Origin of the sequence: Pseudomonas sp. CH235, from assembly GCF_004368175.1 — a bacterium.
GTDB lineage: Bacteria > Pseudomonadota > Gammaproteobacteria > Pseudomonadales > Pseudomonadaceae > Aquipseudomonas > Aquipseudomonas paraglycinae.
This window is the reverse complement of sequence record NZ_RRZJ01000001.1, coordinates 128,201-147,452: the sequence shown is the minus strand read 5'-3', so window position 1 is coordinate 147,452 and position 19,252 is coordinate 128,201. Positions and strand designations below refer to the sequence as shown.

Sequence of the window (19,252 nt, the reverse complement as noted above, 5' to 3'; positions counted from 1 at the left end):
ATGCAAGAGCCCGGCATTTTTGATCGACCGGTGCCCCGTCCCCCATTCTTGAGAGCCGCCATTATGTCCAGCCCTGTGTCCACCATCCTTGTAGTAGAAGACGATGCCATCGTGCGCATGCTGATCGTCGACGTGCTGGAGGAATTGGAGTTCAAGGTCCTGGAAGCGGACGGCAGCGAACAGGCGCTGGAAATCCTCAAGGACGTGAACCAGCACATCGACCTGATGATGACCGACGTCGGCCTGCCGATCATGGATGGCCGTCAACTGGCCACCGAAGCCCGCAACATTCGCCCCGCCCTGCCGATTCTGTTTGCCAGCGGTTATGCAGAAACGATTGAAGTACCGAAGGACATGCACGTAATCGGCAAGCCTTTTTCCATTGATCAACTGCGTGACAAGGTCAAATCCGTACTCGGGCAATCCTGAACGCGAGACTTCAATACCTGAATGACGCTGTCACGCGCCCTGCCGGTGGTCTTCTTGCTCGGTCTTGCCCGATGCACACCCAATAAACACGGATCACCCGACACGTGGATTATGGTCTAATCCGCGCGCCTTTTTTCCGTCTCTTCGTTTCAGGAACCGTTTCTCATGAGTCAGCCCGCAACCAAAGTCCTCGTCATTGGTTACGTCTGGCCGGAACCCCGCTCCTCCGCTGCGAGCGGGCATGTGATGCAGATTCTCGAGACGTTCCTGCAACAGGGCTGGCAAATCACTTTTGCCAGCCCGGCCGGCACTGGCGAACACCGCGCCGACCTGACCGCGCTGGGCATCCGCGAAGTCCCGATCGAACTGAACAACAGCAGTTTCGACACATTCATCAGCGAACTGATGCCGGATATCGTGTTGTTCGACCAGTTCATGATCGAAGAACAATTCGGCTGGCGCGTGGAGAAACATTGCCCCGATGCCCTGCGGGTACTGGAAACCTCGGACCTGCAAAGCTTGCGGCATGCACGGCATCAGCGGTTGAAGGACCGGCTGAAGCTCAGCGATGACGCCAACGACTTCGCTGAGCTATTTGCCCCGGCGCTGGCTGAAGAGTTCGAGCTGATGGCGGACACCGATCTGGCCAAACGCGAGATCGCCGCCCTGTATCGCTGCGACCTGAACCTGATGATCTCGCAGGTGGAAATCGAGTTGCTGGTGCAGCAGTTCAAGCTGCCGCCCGAGCTGTTGCACTGGTGTCCCTTGATGGTCGAGCCACCGAGTACGCCAGCGAAACCCTTCGAGGAGCGCGCGCATTTCCTCAGTATCGGCAACTTCCGTCACGCGCCGAACTGGGACGCCGTGTTGTGGATGAAATCCACCGTCTGGCCGCTGATCCGCGAGCAACTGCCAAAAGCCCAATTGCATCTGTACGGCGCCTACACGCCGCCCAAGGCAGCAGCACTGCACAATGCCGCGCAGGGTTTTCACATCATGAACTGGGCCGAGGATGCGTTGCAGGTCATGTCCGATGCGCGCATCTGCCTGGCGCCCTTGCGTTTTGGCGCCGGAATCAAGGGCAAATTGATTGATGCGATGCTCTGCGGCACACCGAGTGTCACCACGCCGATCGGGGCTGAAGGCATGCATACCGATCAGCCATGGCCGGGGGCGATCTGCCGCACCGCGCAGGATCTGGCCAATGCCGCAGTGAAGCTTTATAGCGATGACATTGCCTGGCAAGCGGCCCGGTCCCATGGGCAAACGCTACTCGAGGACGTGTATCAGCAAGAGATACATGGTCCGGCATTAATCAATAAACTGTTGGACTGCCGTAAAAATCTTGCCCAACTAAGAAGGAGCAATTTCACCGGCAGCATGCTGCGACATCATTCACATAAAAGTACGCAATACATGGCGCAGTGGATTGAAGCCAAAAACCTGAACAAGTAATTCACTCTCGAAATGTATAAACACAAGAGCCAATAAATTGCATCAATCCATCGTTGGCAAATAAACAAATTAAACACTATAAACATCCTGCCTTCACCACTCTCATCATTTGAAAGTGGTGCAATCAATCAACTAGTGCAGGATGCATACATGACCGACAACAACAACTTCGCCACCCATGACTGGATGGCGGCGACACCTTCCATCGATTCTCTTTCCATTTCTGAGTTGACGCTGCCAGGAACCCACAACGCCGGCAGCGACTGGCGCGCCGATTATCCAGTTTTCGGCCCACCCCGCCACTGGCTCGCCTGCCAGCATGATTCGTTCCACGCTCAGCTACACCATGGCGCAAGGGTGCTGGACATTCGCCTGATCTACGACTCCAAGGCAGAAGGCGTCGGCAAGTTTCGTGCTCACCATGGCGGGCACCGCAACTCCCGAACCCTGGGTAACCTGATCACCGACCTGGAAAGTTTCCTGAAACAAAACCCGGATGAGTTCATTGTTCTTGACTTCCATAGTCTGGATGGCAACGACTTCGATTATGTCTATTTCAATAACATGATGATTCACTTTCTCGGCCACCGTTTGATTCCGAGTCGAAATCTGAGTGCCAGCCTCGGCCAGCTTAAACAAATCAACAATGAGCAACGTATATTCGTTGCCGCCCGTTCGCACTGGCAACTGGATCGCAGCGTGTTCATCGATTACATCAACCATCAATGGTCGGGTAACGACCTGACCGGAACGGCGGAACTGAAGCAATTCATCGGCAATGTCCTGAAGTCCCCACCGGGCTCCTGGAAACCCTGGTCGTTGTCCGCCACCAGTTACACGGCGCTGGGCGGGCCGGTCGATATTCATAAGGAGTTGAACGAGTGGTTCGACCCGAACAACAGTGACTGGGCAATGAAGTGCAACGTGATCAACGTCGACTTCATCGAAGAGACCAACATCGTGTCGTTCTGCCGGGCAGTGAATCAGACGAAGGCGCACCTGCGCCCTGCTGATCGCCTACTGGCGTAACGGCCGCGCAAAGAGGCATGATCGCCGGGCGATAACAAAAAAAGCGTCCGACCATGACCCGAACAGCCCGCGTCACCGACCCTTCCTATGAACTGATGGATGACCACAACGGGTTATCCATCATCTATCGCCAGCATGGTTTCCCCTGCCCGCTGGTGCGCTGGCACTTTCACAAGGAATACGAGCTGCACCTGATCGTCGCCAGTTCGGGCAAGGTGTTCATCGGCGATTACATCGGCAACTTCTACCCGCAGACGCTGTTCCTGACCGGGCCCAATCTGCCGCACAACTGGATCAGCCAGGTGGCCGAAGACGAGGTGGTCGAGAAACGCGACATGCTGGTCAACTTCACCGATGAGTTGTTCGAAAGCGGTCATCAGGTGTTCGCCGAACTCAAGACCCTGGCGCCACTGCTTGAGCGTGCGCAGTACGGCATCGAATTCCGCTCCCCGCAGACAATCCGTCAGGCCATGACCCTGATGCAACGCATCGCCGATTCAACCGGCATCACCCGTCTCGGGCATTTTTTCATCCTGATGGAATTGCTGGCGGCCTGCGACGACTACCAACTGCTGTCCGGCGCAACCACCCCGCAACTGGCCGACGAGCACAACATCGACCGCACCAACCGCGCGGTGGATTACATCTTCGCCCACTACGCCCGCGAACTACCCCTTGAGGAGGTCGCCGAGCACCTGGGCATGAAACCCACCTATTTCAGCCGCGTGTTCAAGCAGGCGACCGGGCGCAACTTCATCGAATTCGTCAATCGCCTGCGCATCAGTAAATCCTGCGAGTTGCTGGCTGATGGCGACAAGCCGGTGACCGAAGTGTGCTTTGAGTCGGGCTTCAATAATATTTCCAATTTCAATCGGCGCTTTCAGCAGCTCAAAGGCATGACGCCTTCGCATTACCGGCGGCTGGTGGTGCAGCGCCTGACCGAGCAAAACCACGGCTGAACAGGAAAATCTGTACGGTTTCGCGCCTCTCGCCCTGCTGAAACGCCCTTCCCTGCGTTTATCGCGCCAATCCAGAGTGCAAAAAAGTATCGATTCGAGTGCTAGGGATGATTTGTCAGCCCTGCGCCAGAAGGCTGTAATCAGTGCACATTCTTCCCCCGCCGGAAGAACACAAAAACAATAACTGTCCTTCTGCCCCCGCCGGGTGCAGAAAAGGAGTGCACGATGCAACCCACTGCAAAAGCTCTGCTGGCCCTCACCTGCATGACCCTCAGCAGCGTCAGCCTTGGCGCCCAGACCCTGACCATCGCCACCGTCAACAACAGCGACATGATCCGCATGCAAAAGCTCTCGAAAACCTTCGAGACCGAGCATCCGGACATCAAGCTCAATTGGGTGGTGCTGGAAGAAAATGTTCTGCGTCAGCGCCTGACCACCGACATCGCCACTCAGGGCGGTCAGTTCGACGTGTTGACCATCGGCATGTACGAAGCCGCACTCTGGGGTGCCAAGGGTTGGCTGGAGCCGATGAAGGATCTGCCGGCCAGCTACGCCCTCGATGACGTGTTCCCGTCCGTACGCGAAGGCCTGTCAGTCAAGGGTTCGCTGTACGCCCTGCCGTTTTACGCTGAAAGCTCGATCACCTACTACCGCACCGACCTGTTCAAGGACGCCGGCCTGACCATGCCGGAGCGTCCAACCTGGGAACAGATTGCCGGCTTCGCCGAAAAACTCACCCACAAGGACAAGGAACAATACGGTATCTGCCTGCGCGGCAAGGCCGGCTGGGGCGAGAACATGGCGCTGATCACCACTGTGGCCAACGCCTATGGCGCACGCTGGTTCGATGAGCAGTGGAAACCCGAATTCAGCGGTCCGGAGTGGAAGAACGCGTTGAACTTCTACGTCGACACCATGAAGAAATCCGGCCCGCCGGGTGCCTCCAGCAACGGTTTCAACGAAAACCTCGCCCTGTTCAACAGCGGCAAATGTGCAATGTGGGTCGACGCCAGCGTCGCCGGCTCGTTCGTCACCGACAAGACTCAAAGCAAGGTCGCCGATCATGTCGGCTTCACCTACGCGCCGCATCAGGTCACCGACAAAGGCTCGGCGTGGCTGTACTCGTGGGCGCTGGCGATTCCGACCAGCTCCAAGGCCAAGGATGCTGCCAAAGAGTTCAGCGCCTGGGCCACTTCCAGGGAGTACGGCGAGCTGGTCGCCAAGACCGACGGCATCGCCAACGTTCCGCCGGGCACCCGCGCCTCGACCTACAGCGACGAGTACATGAGCGCCGCGCCGTTTGCCAAGGTCACGCTGGAATCGCTGAAAGCGGCTGACCCGAGCAAACCCTCCCTCAAGCCTGTGCCTTACATCGGCATCCAGCTGGTGACCATTCCCGAGTTTCAGGGGATCGGCACTCAGGTCGGCAAGCTGTTCTCCGCCGCACTGATCGGCCAGACCACGGTCGACCAGGCGCTGACCGCCGCCCAGCAAACCACCGAACGCGAGATGAAGCGCGCGGGTTATCCGAAGTAATCCTGCGAAAGCCTCTTCTGCCTCCTGCGGGAGCGAGATTGCTCGCTCCCGCACGGGATCTCCATAGGTCTGTATGACTCGGTTGTGATCACCATGAATACTTCAACTGCCAAAGCCCACATCGACCTGTCGCAGCCCCGGCGCAAAAGCCGTGTGGCCAATCCCGGCTGGTTTCTGGTCAGCCCTTCGGTGGCCCTGTTGCTGCTGTGGATGATCGTGCCGCTGGGCATGACCGTCTATTTCTCGATGATCCGCTACAACCTGCTCGACCCGGGCACCAACGAATTTGTCGGGCTGGAAAACTTCACCTACTTCCTGACCGACTCCGGCTTCATGCCCGGCGCTACCAATACCTTGCTGCTGGTAGGCAGCGTGCTGCTGATCAGCGTGGTGTTCGGCGTATTGATCAGTGCGCTGCTGGAGGCCAGCGAGTTCTTCGGTCGCGGCATCGTGCGGGTGATGCTGATTTCGCCGTTCTTCATCATGCCCACGGTCGGTGCGCTGATCTGGAAGAACCTGATTTTCCATCCGGTGTCCGGGATCCTCGCCTACATCTGGAAACTGTTCGGCGCACAGCCGGTGGACTGGCTCGCTCACTACCCGCTGCTGTCGATCATCATCATTGTCTCGTGGCAATGGCTGCCCTTCGCGATCCTGATCCTGATGACCGCCATGCAGTCCCTCGACCAGGAACAGAAGGAAGCCGCCCGCCTCGACGGCGCCGGCCCGATCGCGATTTTCTGGCACCTGACTTTGCCACACCTGGCACGGCCGATTGCCGTGGTCGTGATGATTGAAACCATCTTCCTGCTGTCGGTGTTCGCCGAAATCTTCACCACCACCAACGGCGGCCCCGGCTACGCGTCGACCAACCTCGCCTACCTGATCTACAACCAGGCGCTGGTGCAGTTCGACGTCGGCATGGCCTCGGCCGGCGGCCTGATCGCCGTGGTCATCGCCAACATCGCCGCGATCATTCTGGTGCGGATGATCGGCAAAAACCTGACTGACAAAGCCTGAGGCCTGCCATGACTCTTCAACAATCCCGCCGGCTGCAAAGCCTGCTGCTCGGCACGCTGGCCTGGGCCATCGCGATCATCATTTTCTTCCCGATCTTCTGGATGGTGCTGACCAGTTTCAAGACCGAAATCGACGCCTTCGCCACGCCGCCGCAGTTCATCTTCACGCCGACGCTGGAGAACTACCTGCACATCAACGAGCGCAGCGATTACTTCAGTTTCGCCTGGAACTCGGTGGTGATTTCCTTCAGCGCCACGGCTCTGTGCCTGCTGATTGCGGTGCCGGCGGCCTACTCGATGGCGTTCTACGAAACCCAGCGCACCAAGGGCACGCTGCTGTGGATGCTCTCCACCAAGATGCTGCCGCCGGTGGGCGTGCTGATGCCGATCTACCTGCTGGCCAAGAGTTTCGGCCTGCTCGACACGCGCATTGCGCTGATCGTGATCTACACGCTGATCAACCTGCCGATCGTGGTCTGGATGGTTTACACCTACTTCAAGGACATCCCCAAAGACATCCTCGAAGCCGCCCGCCTCGACGGCGCCACCCTCGCCCAGGAAATGCTCCGCGTGCTGCTGCCGATCGCCAAGGGTGGCCTCGCCTCGACCGTGCTGCTGTCGCTGATCCTGTGCTGGAACGAGGCGTTCTGGTCGCTGAACCTGACCTCGTCCAAAGCCGCGCCACTGACCGCGTTGATCGCCTCCTACTCAAGCCCTGAAGGATTGTTCTGGGCCAAGTTGTCGGCTGTCTCGACGCTGGCCTGCGCGCCGATCCTGATCTTCGGCTGGATCAGCCAGAAACAACTGGTGCGCGGCCTGTCGTTCGGCGCCGTCAAATAAGAATTCGCAAAAGGAGCGCCATCATGGCCAACCTGAAAATCAAGAATCTGCAAAAAGGCTTCGAAGGTTTTTCCATCATCAAGGGCATCGACCTTGAGGTGAACGACAAGGAATTCGTGGTGTTCGTCGGCCCGTCGGGCTGCGGCAAATCCACCCTGCTGCGACTGATCGCCGGTCTTGAAGAAGTCAGCGGCGGCACCATCGAACTGGACGGACGAGACATCACCGAAGTCAGCCCGGCCAAGCGTGATCTGGCGATGGTGTTCCAGACCTATGCGCTGTACCCGCACATGACCGTGAAGAAAAACATGTCGTTCGCCCTCGATCTGGCCGGCGTACCGAAGGCTGAAGTCGAGAAGAAAGTCGGCGAAGCTGCGCGCATACTCGAACTGGGCCCGATGCTCGAACGCAAGCCGAAACAACTGTCCGGCGGCCAGCGTCAGCGCGTTGCCATCGGCCGGGCAATCGTGCGCAACCCGAAAATCTTCCTGTTCGACGAGCCGCTGTCCAACCTCGACGCCGCCCTGCGGGTACAGATGCGCCTGGAACTGCTGCGCCTGCACAAAGATTTGAAAGCGACGATGATCTACGTGACCCACGATCAGGTCGAAGCCATGACCATGGCCGACAAGGTCGTGGTGCTCAATGGCGGCAAGATCGAGCAGGTCGGCTCGCCGCTGGAGTTGTACCACCACCCCGCCAACCTGTTCGTCGCCGGTTTCCTCGGCACGCCGAAAATGGGCTTCCTCAAAGGCCAGATCGTGCGAATCGATGGCGCGAGCTGCGAAGTCTCGCTGGAGGCCGGTACCCGCATCACCCTGCCGTTCAACGCGTCGAACCTGAGCGTCGGCAGCGCCGTGACCCTGGGCATTCGCCCGGAACATCTGGAGCTGGCACAAGCAGGCGACTGCACCCTGCAAGTCACCGCCGACGTCAGCGAGCGGCTGGGCAGCGACACCTTCTGCCACGTCAAGACCAACGCCGGCGAAGCCCTGACCATGCGCGTGCGCGGTGATCTGGCGAGCCGTTACGGCGAACAACTGAACCTGCACTTGGACGCCTCCCACTGTCATCTGTTCGATGCCGACGGCGTGGCGCTGACCCGCCCGCTGCGCGCGGCCGCCTGATTTCGAGACTGACCCGATGAAACTGAACAAACAAAACCTCAACCGCCTGGCCGCCGAAGTGAAGCTTCCGGCCTACAGCCTCAGCGACACCCGCCAGGGCATTGCACACATTGGCGTCGGTGGTTTCCATCGCGCGCATCAGGCGTATTACACCGATGCGCTGATGAACGCCGGCGAAGCGCTGGACTGGGCCATCTGCGGCGTCGGCCTGCGCGCCGAAGACCGCCGCGCCCGGGACGACCTCAAGGAGCAGGATTACCTGTTCACCCTGTTCGAACTGGGCGACAGCGACGACACCGAAGTCCGCGTCATCGGCGCGATCCGCGACATGCTGCTGGCCGAGGACAGCGCCCAGGTGCTGATCGACAAGCTCGCGGATCCGCAGATCCGCATCGTCTCGCTGACCATCACTGAGGGCGGTTACTGCATCGACGACAGCAACGGCGAGTTCATGGCGCACCTGCCGCAGATTCAGCACGACCTGACGAACTCGCAACAGCCGAAAACCGTGTTCGGTTTCCTCTGTGCCGCACTGGCCCGACGGCGTGCGGCGGGCATTCCGGCATTCACCGTGATGTCCTGCGATAACCTGCCACACAACGGCGCCGTCACCCGCAAGGCACTGTTGGCCTTTACTGCTTTGCTGGATCCGGACCTCCACGACTGGATCGACACCAACGTCAGCTTCCCCAACGCCATGGTCGACCGCATCACCCCGATGACCAGCACCGCGCATCGCCTGCAACTGGCGGACAAACACGCCGTCGACGACGCCTGGCCTGTTGTGTGCGAACCGTTCGTGCAATGGGTGCTGGAAGACAAGTTCGTCAACGGCCGCCCAGCTTGGGAAAAGGTCGGCGTGCAGTTTACCGACGATGTTTCGCCCTACGAAGAGATGAAGATCAAACTGCTCAATGGCAGTCATCTGGCGCTGACCTATCTGGGCTTTTTGAAGGGTTACCGCTTCGTTCACGAGACCATGAACGACCCGCTGTTCGTGCGCTACATGCGCGCCTATATGGACCTGGACGTGACTCCGCAACTGGCGCCGGTGCCGGGGATCGACCTGACCGAGTACAAGGACACGCTGGTGGCGCGGTTTTCCAATCAGGCGATTGCCGATCAGCTTGAGCGGGTGTGTTCGGATGGGTCGTCGAAGTTTCCCAAGTTCACTATTCCGACGATCAATCGGTTGATTGCCGATGGGCAGGAGACCAAACGGGCAGCGTTGGTGGTGGCGGCCTGGGCGCTTTACTTGAAGGGTGTGGATGAGAATGGTGACACTTATTCGATTCCGGATCCTCGGGCGGCGTTCTGTCAGGGGTTGGTGGCAGAGGATGCCTTGATCACTGAGCGGTTGTTGGGGGTTGAAGAAATCTTCGGTACGGCGATACCGCGTTCGCCAGAGTTTGTTGCGGCGTTCGAGTGGTGCCTGAATAGCTTGCGTGAAGAAGGCGTCACTCGGACTCTCGAGCGTATTCTGGCCTGAAAAGCCCCTCACCCCAGCCCTCTCCCAGAGGGAGAGGGAGCCGATCGAGGTGTTTATCCGAGGTACATCGACCTGAAAGTCCGGAGTCGAACTCAGGAATTGAAAAGCACCGAGATCCTCCCTTTCCCCTTAGGGAGAGGGAGCCGATCGAGGTGCTTATTCGAGCTACGCCGACCTGAAAGTCCGGAGTAGAACTCAGGAGTTGCAGCCGATACAAATCTGCTCCCTTTCCCCCTCTCCCCTCTGGGGAGAGGGTTGGGGTGAGGGGTGGCTTTAGAAGTCGCCAAAAAACCAACAGGTTCACACCATGCACAAACAACAACTATTCCTCGGCATCGACTGCGGCACCCAAGGCACCAAAGCCATCATCCTCGACGCTGTCAGCGGTCAGGTTCTCGGCCAGGGCGCCGCCGCCCACACGATGATCAGCGGCGCCAACGGCCGTCGCGAGCAAGACACCGCGCAATGGCTGGAAGCCTTCGCCCTCGCCACCCGCCGCGCTTTATTGGCGGCAAATGTCGACGGCCAGTCGATCCAGGGCATTGGCGTTTCCGGCCAGCAACACGGCCTGGTGCTGCTCGACGATCAAGGCCAGGTCCTGCGCCCGGCCAAGCTTTGGTGCGACACCGAAACCACGCCTGAAAACGATCGCCTGCTGACTCACCTGGGGGGTGAACAAGGCTCGCTGGAACGCCTCGGCGTGGTCATCGCGCCGGGCTACACCGTCTCCAAACTGTTGTGGACCAAGGAGCAGCATCCGAATGTGTTCTCCCGCATCGCGCGAGTTCTGCTGCCCCACGACTACCTGAATTTCTGGCTCACCGGTCGTGCATGCAGCGAATACGGCGATGCTTCCGGCACCGGCTATTTCAACGTGCGCACCCGTCAATGGGATCTGCAGCTGCTGCGCGACATCGACGCCAGCGGTCGTCTGCAATCCGCGCTGCCAGAGCTGATCGACGCCCATCAAGCGGTGGGCACGATCCTGCCGGCGGTTGCCGAACAGCTGGGGATCAACCCCAACGCACTGGTATCCAGCGGTGGCGGCGACAACATGATGGGCGCCATCGGCACCGGCAATATTCAGCCGGGGGCGATCACCATGAGCCTCGGTTCTTCCGGCACGGTGTACGCCTACGCCGAGGCACCGAAGGTCAGCCCGGATGCGTCGGTCGCGACCTTCTGCTCCTCGAGCGGCGGCTGGCTGCCGTTGATCTGCACCATGAACCTGACCAACGCCACCGGCGCGATCCGCGAACTGTTCAACCTCGATCTCGACGCCTTCAATGCCTTGGTGGACCAGGCCCCGATTGGCGCTGACGGCGTGAGCATGTTGCCATTCCTCAACGGCGAACGCGTGCCGCCCCTGCCCCACGCCACCGGCAGCCTGCACGGCCTGACCATCGATAACCTGACGCAAGCCAATCTGTGCCGCGCCGCCGTCGAGGGCACCACCTTCGGCCTGCGTTATGGACTGGATCTGCTACGCCAGAATGGTTTACAAAGCCGCAGCATTTGCCTGATCGGCGGCGGTTCGAAAAGTGCGGTGTGGCGGCAGATCGTCGCCGACATCATGAACACCCCGGTGATCTGCACCGAGCAAAGCGAAGCCGCAGCCCTGGGCGCGGCGATTCAGGCGGCGTGGTGCAAGTCGTGGTCGAACGGCCACGAAGACACCCTGGCCGATCTGTGCGAACGCTGCGTGAAGCTCGACCTGAACAGTGAAACCCTGCCGGTTGCCGCGAATGTCGCGGCGTTCCAGCAGGCCTATGAACGCTATCGACTGCATGTCGCAACCTTATAAAGAGCAAACAACTATGTACCTGGTGTGTGGCGAAGCGCTGTTCGATTTCTTCAGCGAAGACGATGCCGGCGGACAGGCATCGAAAGTCAATTTCAAGGCGATTGCCGGTGGTTCACCGTTCAACGTGGCGGTGGGTTTGCGCCGACTGGGCGTGGATTCGGCGCTGTTTGGCGGGTTGTCCACCGACTACCTCGGCCGGCGCTTGCAGCAAGTGCTGCAGGATGAAGGCGTACGCCCGGATTACCTGGTGGATTTCGCCGCGCCGACCACCCTGGCAATGGTCGCGGTGGGCGCCAATGGCTCGCCGCATTACAGCTTCCGTGGCGAGGGTTGCGCCGACCGCCAGTTGAACCTGGCGCACCTGCCGACGCTGGACCCTGAAGTGCGCGGCTTGCACCTCGGTTCCTTCTCACTGGTGGTGCAGCCGATTGCCGATACCTTGCTTGCGCTGGTGCAGCGTGAAAGCGGCAAACGCCTGATCAGCCTCGACCCGAACGTGCGCCTCAACCCCGAGCCGAACATCGACCTGTGGCGCGAACGAATCGCTACGCTGGTGCCGTTGGCGGACTTGATCAAAGTCAGCGACGAAGACTTGAGCCTGCTGTACCCCGAACAAGATCCGGCGCGCGTCATCGAAGGCTGGTTGCAGCATCGCTGCCAGGTCGTTTTCCTGACCCGTGGCGGTGAAGGCGCGACCGTGTTCAGTCGCGCTCACGGTTCATGGTCGGTACCGGCAACCTCGGTGAAGATTGCCGATACCGTCGGCGCCGGCGATACCTTCCAGGCCGCGCTGATCACCTGGCTGACCGAGCATGAGCTGGATTCGGTGGAAGGCGTTCAGCACCTCAGCCGCGAGCAGATCGACGGCATGCTCAGGTTTGCCGTACAGGCCGCCGCCCTTACATGCAGTAAAACAGGTCCGGATTTGCCTTATCGCCACCAGTTGACCTGACCGCGTAGACTGGCGCCCTTTTTTGCACGACGGGATGACGGCTTTTGAATTCGCGGCGCACGGTTGGACTGTTGGTATTGGCGGCACTGTTGACCGGTTGCGGAACATCACCGCCGCGTTCGCCGGAAAACCTTTGCGAGATTTTCCGCGAAAAGAGTGATTGGTACGACGCGGCGCAAGTCACGCAAAAGCGCTGGGGCGTACCGATCCAGGTGCCGTTCGCGATCATGTATCAGGAGTCCGGCTATCGCTACGACGCCAAGACGCCGCGCAAATACCTGTTGTGGGTGATCCCGTGGGGCCGGGTTTCGACGGCCTCGGGTTATGCGCAAGCCAAGGATGAAGTCTGGTCCCACTACCAGAAAAGCACCGGCCGATATGGCGCCGACCGCGAGGACTTCGACGACGCCATCGACTTCGTCGGCTGGTACATGGACAAGACCACCTCGATCAACGGCGTGTACAAGTACGACGCCTACAACCAATACCTCAATTACCACGAAGGCTGGGGCGGTTTCCGCCAGAAGACTTATGCCAGCAAGGCGTGGCTGATGCCGGTGGCGCGCAAGGTGCAGAACCGCTCGGACATGTACGGTCAGCAATACGCGGCGTGCAAGGATGATCTGAATCGCGGGTTCTGGAGCCGGTTCTGGCATTGGCTCTGATCCTCAGCGCTCTTAAGGACGCCATCGCGAGCAAGTCGAATCGTCGCACCGTCGCTCCCACAGGTTTCCTCGGTGCTCACGAAATTGTGGTCACCAAGGAAACCTGTGGGAGCGGGCTTGCCCGCGAAGGCGTCAGTTCAGACACCGCCGGCCTATGGGTTACAACACCGAAAAGTTGTAACTCACAATCAAACGGGTCTCATCCACATCCCGGGCAAACTTCTCGTAGTTGGTGCGGTAAGTCGCATTACGCAACCGCAGGCTGACATCCTTGAACGTCCCGGTCTGGATCACGTACTTCAACTCGCTGTCGCGTTCCCACTCTTTGCCTTCCTGATCGCTGCCCGGGACCTTGATGTGATCGCCGTTCACGTAACGGGTCAGGAAGCTCAGGCCGTTGATGCCGATCGCCTTGAAGTCATAGTCGTAACGCAGCTGCCACGAACGCTCCTGGGCGGCGGCGAAGTCGTTGACCTGCACGTAGTTCACCAGATACGGGTTGCTGCCATCCAGATACGGCATCGAGTTGTCACCGTTCATACGCTGCCAGCCAGCGCTGAAGGTGTGACCGCTGATGCCGTAAGACAGCATGCCGCTCAACGCGCGGTTGTCGATTGAGCCCGCTTTCGCATCGCCGCTGTCGGCGCTTTTCAGCAAACGCAGATCGGCTTTCAACACACCGTCACCCAGCGGCTGATTGGCCAACAGACCCACGAAGTGCTGGCGATAGATGTCTTCCAGTTCGGCGTAGTGATACTGCGCGGTCAGGCGATCGTTGATCTTGTAGTCGAAGCCGTACATGTCGAAATGATCGGCGGTGGTGTTGCACGCATAACGCTTGTTCTTGCAGTGCACGCGTATTTCTTGCGAATCGGTCGAGTCCCGGGCGGTGTAGTTGTCCAGACGCGCGGCCATGAAGGTCAGGTTCTTCACCTCTTTGGAGGTCAGCATCGCACCGTTGAACATGGTCGGCAGCAGGCGGCCGTCGTTGTACTTGAGCAGCGGCAGATCCGGCAGCAGCGCGCCGTACTTCAGCACCGTATCCGAGACTTTGACCTTGGCGGTCAGGCCCATTTTTGCGTACTGACCTTTCGAACCGCGCGGGTTGTCGCCGCTGGACGGCAGCAGGCCGCTGTTGCTGCGATCCGGGCTGGAATCGAGCTGGAAACCCGCCATGCCCAGCGCATCGATCCCGAAACCCACGGTGCCTTCGGTGTAGCCCGATTGCAGATTGAGAATAAAGCCCTGCGCCGACTCTTCGCGCTTGGACGCGCCCTGATCACTGGAGGTGTGCCCGTCACGGAAATCGCGGTTGAAGTACACCGTGCGCGATTCGATCTTCGCCGTGGCGTCTTCGAAAAAACCGCTGGCCTGGACCTGTGCGGTAAAACCGGCGCACAGCACAAAGGCTCCGAAGCCAAGCGACTGGCGCGGGGTGATGAGGGGAAATGGGGGACGCATTGAAAACTCCAACAGAACAACGATTGCGCAGAGGCGCAAACAACCAGAAATAGCTCCCGTCCCGGACCAGTGAAGAACCGGGAGGCAGTGAACACGCGGGGGTGAACGGCAATGATGGCAGATGGCTTTGACGTGCTACAGGCGACTTTAGTCTGAAACTGACTGGTTGTTCCCGGACGCGGTATTCGGCGTTCGCGACAGACTGGTTCGTCCGCAAGTGCCTGTTTTACTGGGCCAAACCGTGGGCCTAAGGGTTTTCCCTATGGGTTCTGACCACTGCCTCTACGGCATTTGCGCCTTGAACGAGGCGATTTAATCCTGCACCATCCGCCCACGCTAATCCAAAGGACGGAAATCAAGGCATGCTGGACGCCAACGCTACCCACATTACCCTCACGCTCGAAGGCGCTTCCGCCGACCTGCAAGTCCTCAGCTTCACCGGTCGCGAAGCCCTCAACGAGCCGTTCCGTTTCGACATCGAACTGGTCAGCGCCCGCCCCGACCTCAAACTTGAAGAACTCCTGCACAAGCCCGGCTGCCTGACCTTTGGCGCCACCGGCGAGGGCAAGATTCACGGTCTGGTGTATCGCATCGAGCAAGGCGATTCCGGCAAGACCCTGACCCGTTACAGCTTGAGCCTGGTGCCGCAACTGGCCTACCTGCGGCACAACCATGACCAGCAGATTTTCCAGCAACTGACGGTGCCGAAGATCATCGCCCAGGTGCTGGAAGATCGCGGCATTCTGGCCGACGCCTACAGCTTCCAGCTCAGCGCCGAGTACCCGGAACGTGACTATTGCGTGCAGTACGACGAGTCCGACCTGCATTTCATCCAGCGCTTGTGCGAGGAGGAAGGCATCCACTTCCACTTCCAGCACAGCAGCAGCGGCCACAAACTGGTGTTCGGCGACGACCAGACCGTGTTCCGCAAGCTGAAACCGGTCAACTACCAGCAAGACTCCGGCATGGCCGCCGACAAACCGGTGATCAAGCGTTTCAACCTGCGCCTGGAAACCCGCACCAGCCGCGTCAGCCGCCGCGATTATGATTTCGAGAAACCGAAGATTCTGCCTGAAGGCGCGGCCAAATCCGCGTTCATGCCGGACCTGGAAGACTACGACTACCCCGGCCGTTTCACCACGCGCGAGCGCGGCAAGTTCCTCTCGACCCGTGCGCTGGAGCGCCATCGCAGCGACTACAAACTCGCCGAAGGCAAAGGGGACGAACCGACCCTGACCAGCGGCCACTTCATGACCCTGGCCGAACACCCGCGCGCCGAATGGAACGACCTGTGGCTGCTGCTGGAAATCTTCCACGAAGGCAAGCAGCCACAAGTGCTGGGCGAAAACGTCACCAGCGACGTCACCGACAACAAGAGCGATTTCCACCAGGGCTACCGCAACAGCTTCGTGGCCACCCCGTGGGACGCCCACTACCGCCCTGCCCTCGAGCACCCGAAACCGAAAGTCCTCGGCAGCCAGACCGCGATCGTCACCGGCCCCGCCGGCGAAGAAATCCACTGCGACCAGTACGGCCGCGTGAAAGTGCAATTCCACTGGGACCGAGAAGGCCAGGCCGACGACAAGACCACCTGCTGGCTGCGCGTCGCCAGCGGCTGGGCCGGCGCAGCCTACGGTGGCATCGCCATTCCACGGATCGGCATGGAAGTGCTGGTGACCTTCCTCGAAGGCGACCCCGACCAGCCATTGGTGACCGGCTGCCTGTACCACAAGGAAAACGTCGTCCCTTACGACCTGCCGGCGAACAAGACCCGCAGCACCTTCAAGACCCTGAGTTCACCGGGCGGCAAGGGCTACAACGAGTTCCGCATCGAAGACAAGAAAGGCGTCGAGCAGATCTACATCCACGCCCAGCGCGATTGGGACGAAAACATCGAGCACGACCAGAAGATCCGCGTCGGCAGCGAACGGCATGACACCGTCGAAGCCAATGTTTTAAGTGAATTCAAGGTCGAGGAACACCGCATCACTCACCTGGACCGCAAGAGCGAAATGCGCGCCAACGATCACCTGACTGTCGGCGTGACCCAACATGTGAAGGTCGGCACCGGGCAGTTCGTTGAGGCTGGTACGGAGATTCATTACCACGCCGGCGACAAGGTCGTGATCGAGGGTGGCATGGAACTGACGGCCAAGGCTGGCGGCAGTTTCGTCAAGGTCGATGCGGGTGGCGTGACCATCAGTGGTGCCGAGGTGAAGGCCAATACCGGCGGTGCGCCCGGCGCCGGCACCGGGATCGCAATTCTGCCGCCGTTGATACCACTCATTGCAGATCAGGCCAGAGCTGGAAGCGTGCTTAAAGCGAAAGTGATAGAAGAGCGTTTTGACGAACAACTAAAATTCGTGACGAAACTTGGTAAACCCGTCAAGTCCGTCAAGACAGCACTGATTATCCCTTCAGAAACAGCACCGCAAATATCAAAGAGCGATGCTGACGGGCTTCACCCAAGAGTGCAAACAGATACCAAGGAGCCTGTGAAGGCTCACCTTGTATGGGACGAGCTGTCTGTTCCGTCTGGTGCCGATGATTATGAAGCGAGCCGGAACAAATGAGCACGCCACCGATTACTACATTTACCACCAACGACAAAAAATGTTCTGTACATGAAGTTGTCCTTGGTTGCGAAAAATTGTGGGCCATGGGGCAAGAAGAAGCGATACGACGCCTGAGCAAACAACGATCCTCAAGCTCAGGAAAGTACGAGCTGATCTCTGACTTCAGTGCACGGGCCGCTAGAATTGCGGCTGCTTATGCCGGCTTCTACCTCGAATCTGGCGAAGATGGAAAACCAGAACTAAAAGGCCGATTCTACTGGATGGGTTTGGCCGCTTTTGCAAGCAAGCAAGTTAAGTGTGGGCTGGACTTTATTCCCAATGATCCTTATCTCGCGCTTACCCCACCAATCGTACAGCCTCCCTTGCGAATTGGTAAAAACTCCCTAGGGAAGGGAAATTTCTGGTTATTTCAAGATATTTTTGTTTGGCATTGGTTTTACGCAAAATATAAAGATCAGTTTGATGAGTGTGCTCCAGAGCGCAACGCGCGGAGCTGTGAAGGCCAGATAAAAACCAACATCGACAGCTTGCCCTGGGCAGATGATGCGCTGCCTATACTAAACAACCTGGCTGTAACCAGTGACGTTGTTAAAGGTTTTAAAGCAATAAAAGCAACCGAGGAGCTTTCTCAGGGACCCGCAAGAAGAAATGCCCAGCTGACCTCCTTGCTGGCCATCGCCGACCATGAACAACGTCGTATCCTGCAACCGTTGATTTATGAAAGCACTCCATTTAGAGCAACATTAAAAATGCAAGCTGGTTTCGAGTGGGCACCATTTGTACCGGTACGAGTCGCTGCGCTAAGTACTGCTTGCGATGTTGAGAATCCAGAGCTCAGAGTCCAGATGTCGGAAGGCGATCTCTACGACGAAACAGATCGAATGGAGTTTATTGGCTCCATCGCCAAGCAATACCACAAGCTCATGGGAGAACGAGAAAGCTACATGGAAGGCCAAATCAAAACGATTGCCACCTGGTCAAATGCCAAATGAAATTTTTATGGGTGTTTTTTTCAGGCCTGCTACTTGCTGCTTGCAACAATGGTGATTCCAACATGACAAATACACAAAGCCACATCGAAATAGAGCTACACAACAAAATAGAAAATATTGTACAAAGTACGCCATTAGAAATCTCCCAAGAATGCCTGAGTGAGTTAGATCTCTGCTGGTACAAGTTTAAAAGATCAGCAAATGAAAAAGACCTGCCTACCGTAACAGTAAAAAATTCAAGCACCTCACTTACAATTGAAAAAGCTACAAGCTTCACCATGGTGATAGACAAAAAAATCGGCGACACCATTGAAAACGTTGACATCACAGTGAGAGGACTACCTGACAACAGCCCGCATGAAACACAAAAAGACTTCATTTATGACTTGCTAAAAAAAATAAAATCAGCTGGCTGGAAACACTATTTCTATCCAGGGGACCCTAGGATTCCCGGGTCTGAGATAGGAAAAATTACCTCGCCAGACGACGTATTGGGGCACTTGGTTTCCAGCCATCCCTGGCTGGACCCGGATTACGAGCTTGACATTGATCGCTGGCTGAAAATTGAATCATTTTACAATTGGTATTTTTACAATGATGGCGTCTATCTGACTTTTAAAGCCTGGCGCCGTGATTCCAAAGACACCCCGGACAAGATGGGCACATATTTACTATCAATGGAGTTCCTGAGCGAGCGCGACTTCTGGTCTTCAGGTTTTACCAAAGATGAAGAAAAGGCAAGATGGAAAGAGCTGTTGCCTGCTCAACTGAAGCGAGACCATGATGCGCGTATTGCTGCTGAAAACAATGCTCGTGCTGCAGGAATAGAAATCGATGAGAACTATAAAGATCCTGTTATAAAAGCAATTCAGTGAAATAGGCGTATGCACTGACCAACGAAAACCGTGGTGAATTTTCT

Annotated in this window: 16 protein-coding genes; 15 read left to right on the top strand and 1 reads right to left on the bottom strand. The window is 58.1% G+C overall.

All coding sequences use genetic code 11. The features are described from left to right. The first annotated feature begins 63 nt into the window (after window positions 1-63). From EIY71_RS00640 to EIY71_RS00585, 12 genes are all read left to right on the top strand, one after another. Window positions 64-429 carry a response regulator gene (locus tag EIY71_RS00640; RefSeq protein WP_085745746.1) on the top strand — a complete coding sequence of 122 codons (366 nt, stop codon included), beginning with the start codon at window positions 64-66 and terminating at the stop codon, window positions 427-429. Between the two features lie 165 nt (window positions 430-594). Next, on the top strand, window positions 595-1,884 hold the full coding sequence (locus EIY71_RS00635; RefSeq protein WP_134019877.1) for a glycosyltransferase: 1,290 nt from the start codon (window positions 595-597) through the stop codon (window positions 1,882-1,884). A gap of 150 nt (window positions 1,885-2,034) precedes the next feature. Continuing rightward, window positions 2,035-2,913, top strand: coding sequence for a phospholipase (locus tag EIY71_RS00630; RefSeq protein ID WP_134019874.1), 879 nt, complete (start codon window positions 2,035-2,037; stop codon window positions 2,911-2,913). 53 nt (window positions 2,914-2,966) lie between these two features. Continuing rightward, window positions 2,967-3,872: an AraC family transcriptional regulator gene (locus tag EIY71_RS00625; RefSeq protein WP_011334055.1), complete on the top strand. Its 906-nt coding sequence runs from the start codon at window positions 2,967-2,969 to the stop codon at window positions 3,870-3,872. A gap of 225 nt (window positions 3,873-4,097) precedes the next feature. Further along, complete coding sequence (locus tag EIY71_RS00620) at window positions 4,098-5,408, top strand: sugar ABC transporter substrate-binding protein (protein ID WP_134019871.1); 1,311 nt, start codon at window positions 4,098-4,100, stop codon at window positions 5,406-5,408. 93 nt (window positions 5,409-5,501) lie between these two features. After that, entirely contained in the window at window positions 5,502-6,428 is a 927-nt protein-coding gene (locus EIY71_RS00615) for a carbohydrate ABC transporter permease (RefSeq protein ID WP_039768250.1), read from the top strand. 8 nt (window positions 6,429-6,436) lie between these two features. Then, on the top strand, window positions 6,437-7,267 hold the full coding sequence (locus EIY71_RS00610) for a carbohydrate ABC transporter permease (protein ID WP_007957423.1): 831 nt from the start codon (window positions 6,437-6,439) through the stop codon (window positions 7,265-7,267). A 23-nt stretch (window positions 7,268-7,290) separates the two neighbouring features. Beyond that, entirely contained in the window at window positions 7,291-8,394 is a 1,104-nt protein-coding gene (locus EIY71_RS00605) for an ABC transporter ATP-binding protein (protein WP_134019868.1), read from the top strand. A 16-nt stretch (window positions 8,395-8,410) separates the two neighbouring features. Next, window positions 8,411-9,883 carry a mannitol dehydrogenase family protein gene (locus tag EIY71_RS00600; RefSeq protein WP_134019865.1) on the top strand — a complete coding sequence of 491 codons (1,473 nt, stop codon included), beginning with the start codon at window positions 8,411-8,413 and terminating at the stop codon, window positions 9,881-9,883. Window positions 9,884-10,190: 307 nt separating this feature from the next. After that, entirely contained in the window at window positions 10,191-11,687 is a 1,497-nt protein-coding gene (xylB, locus tag EIY71_RS00595; RefSeq protein ID WP_134019862.1) for a xylulokinase, read from the top strand. A gap of 13 nt (window positions 11,688-11,700) precedes the next feature. Next, complete coding sequence (locus EIY71_RS00590; RefSeq protein WP_102716869.1) at window positions 11,701-12,639, top strand: carbohydrate kinase; 939 nt, start codon at window positions 11,701-11,703, stop codon at window positions 12,637-12,639. A gap of 44 nt (window positions 12,640-12,683) precedes the next feature. Beyond that, window positions 12,684-13,304 carry a hypothetical protein gene (locus EIY71_RS00585; protein ID WP_134019859.1) on the top strand — a complete coding sequence of 207 codons (621 nt, stop codon included), beginning with the start codon at window positions 12,684-12,686 and terminating at the stop codon, window positions 13,302-13,304. 159 nt (window positions 13,305-13,463) lie between these two features. Here EIY71_RS00585 and EIY71_RS00580 read toward each other — a convergent pair whose 3' ends face one another. Beyond that, on the bottom strand, window positions 13,464-14,765 hold the full coding sequence (locus EIY71_RS00580; RefSeq protein ID WP_134019856.1) for an OprD family porin: 1,302 nt from the start codon (window positions 14,763-14,765) through the stop codon (window positions 13,464-13,466). Between the two features lie 362 nt (window positions 14,766-15,127). Between EIY71_RS00580 and EIY71_RS00575 the strand changes: the two genes are divergently transcribed. From EIY71_RS00575 to EIY71_RS00565, 3 genes are read left to right on the top strand one after another with little or no spacing between them, the layout of a single operon-like run. Continuing rightward, window positions 15,128-17,338: a type VI secretion system tip protein VgrG gene (locus EIY71_RS00575; protein ID WP_134019853.1), complete on the top strand. Its 2,211-nt coding sequence runs from the start codon at window positions 15,128-15,130 to the stop codon at window positions 17,336-17,338. Further along, window positions 17,335-18,333 carry a DUF2515 family protein gene (locus EIY71_RS00570; protein ID WP_064381737.1) on the top strand — a complete coding sequence of 333 codons (999 nt, stop codon included), beginning with the start codon at window positions 17,335-17,337 and terminating at the stop codon, window positions 18,331-18,333. Before EIY71_RS00575 ends, EIY71_RS00570 begins: the two co-directional genes overlap by 4 nt. Further along, a complete protein-coding gene (locus tag EIY71_RS00565) occupies window positions 18,330-19,208 on the top strand; it encodes a hypothetical protein (RefSeq protein ID WP_134019850.1) in 879 nt (292 codons plus the stop codon). Before EIY71_RS00570 ends, EIY71_RS00565 begins: the two co-directional genes overlap by 4 nt. Window positions 19,209-19,252: the final 44 nt, after the last annotated feature.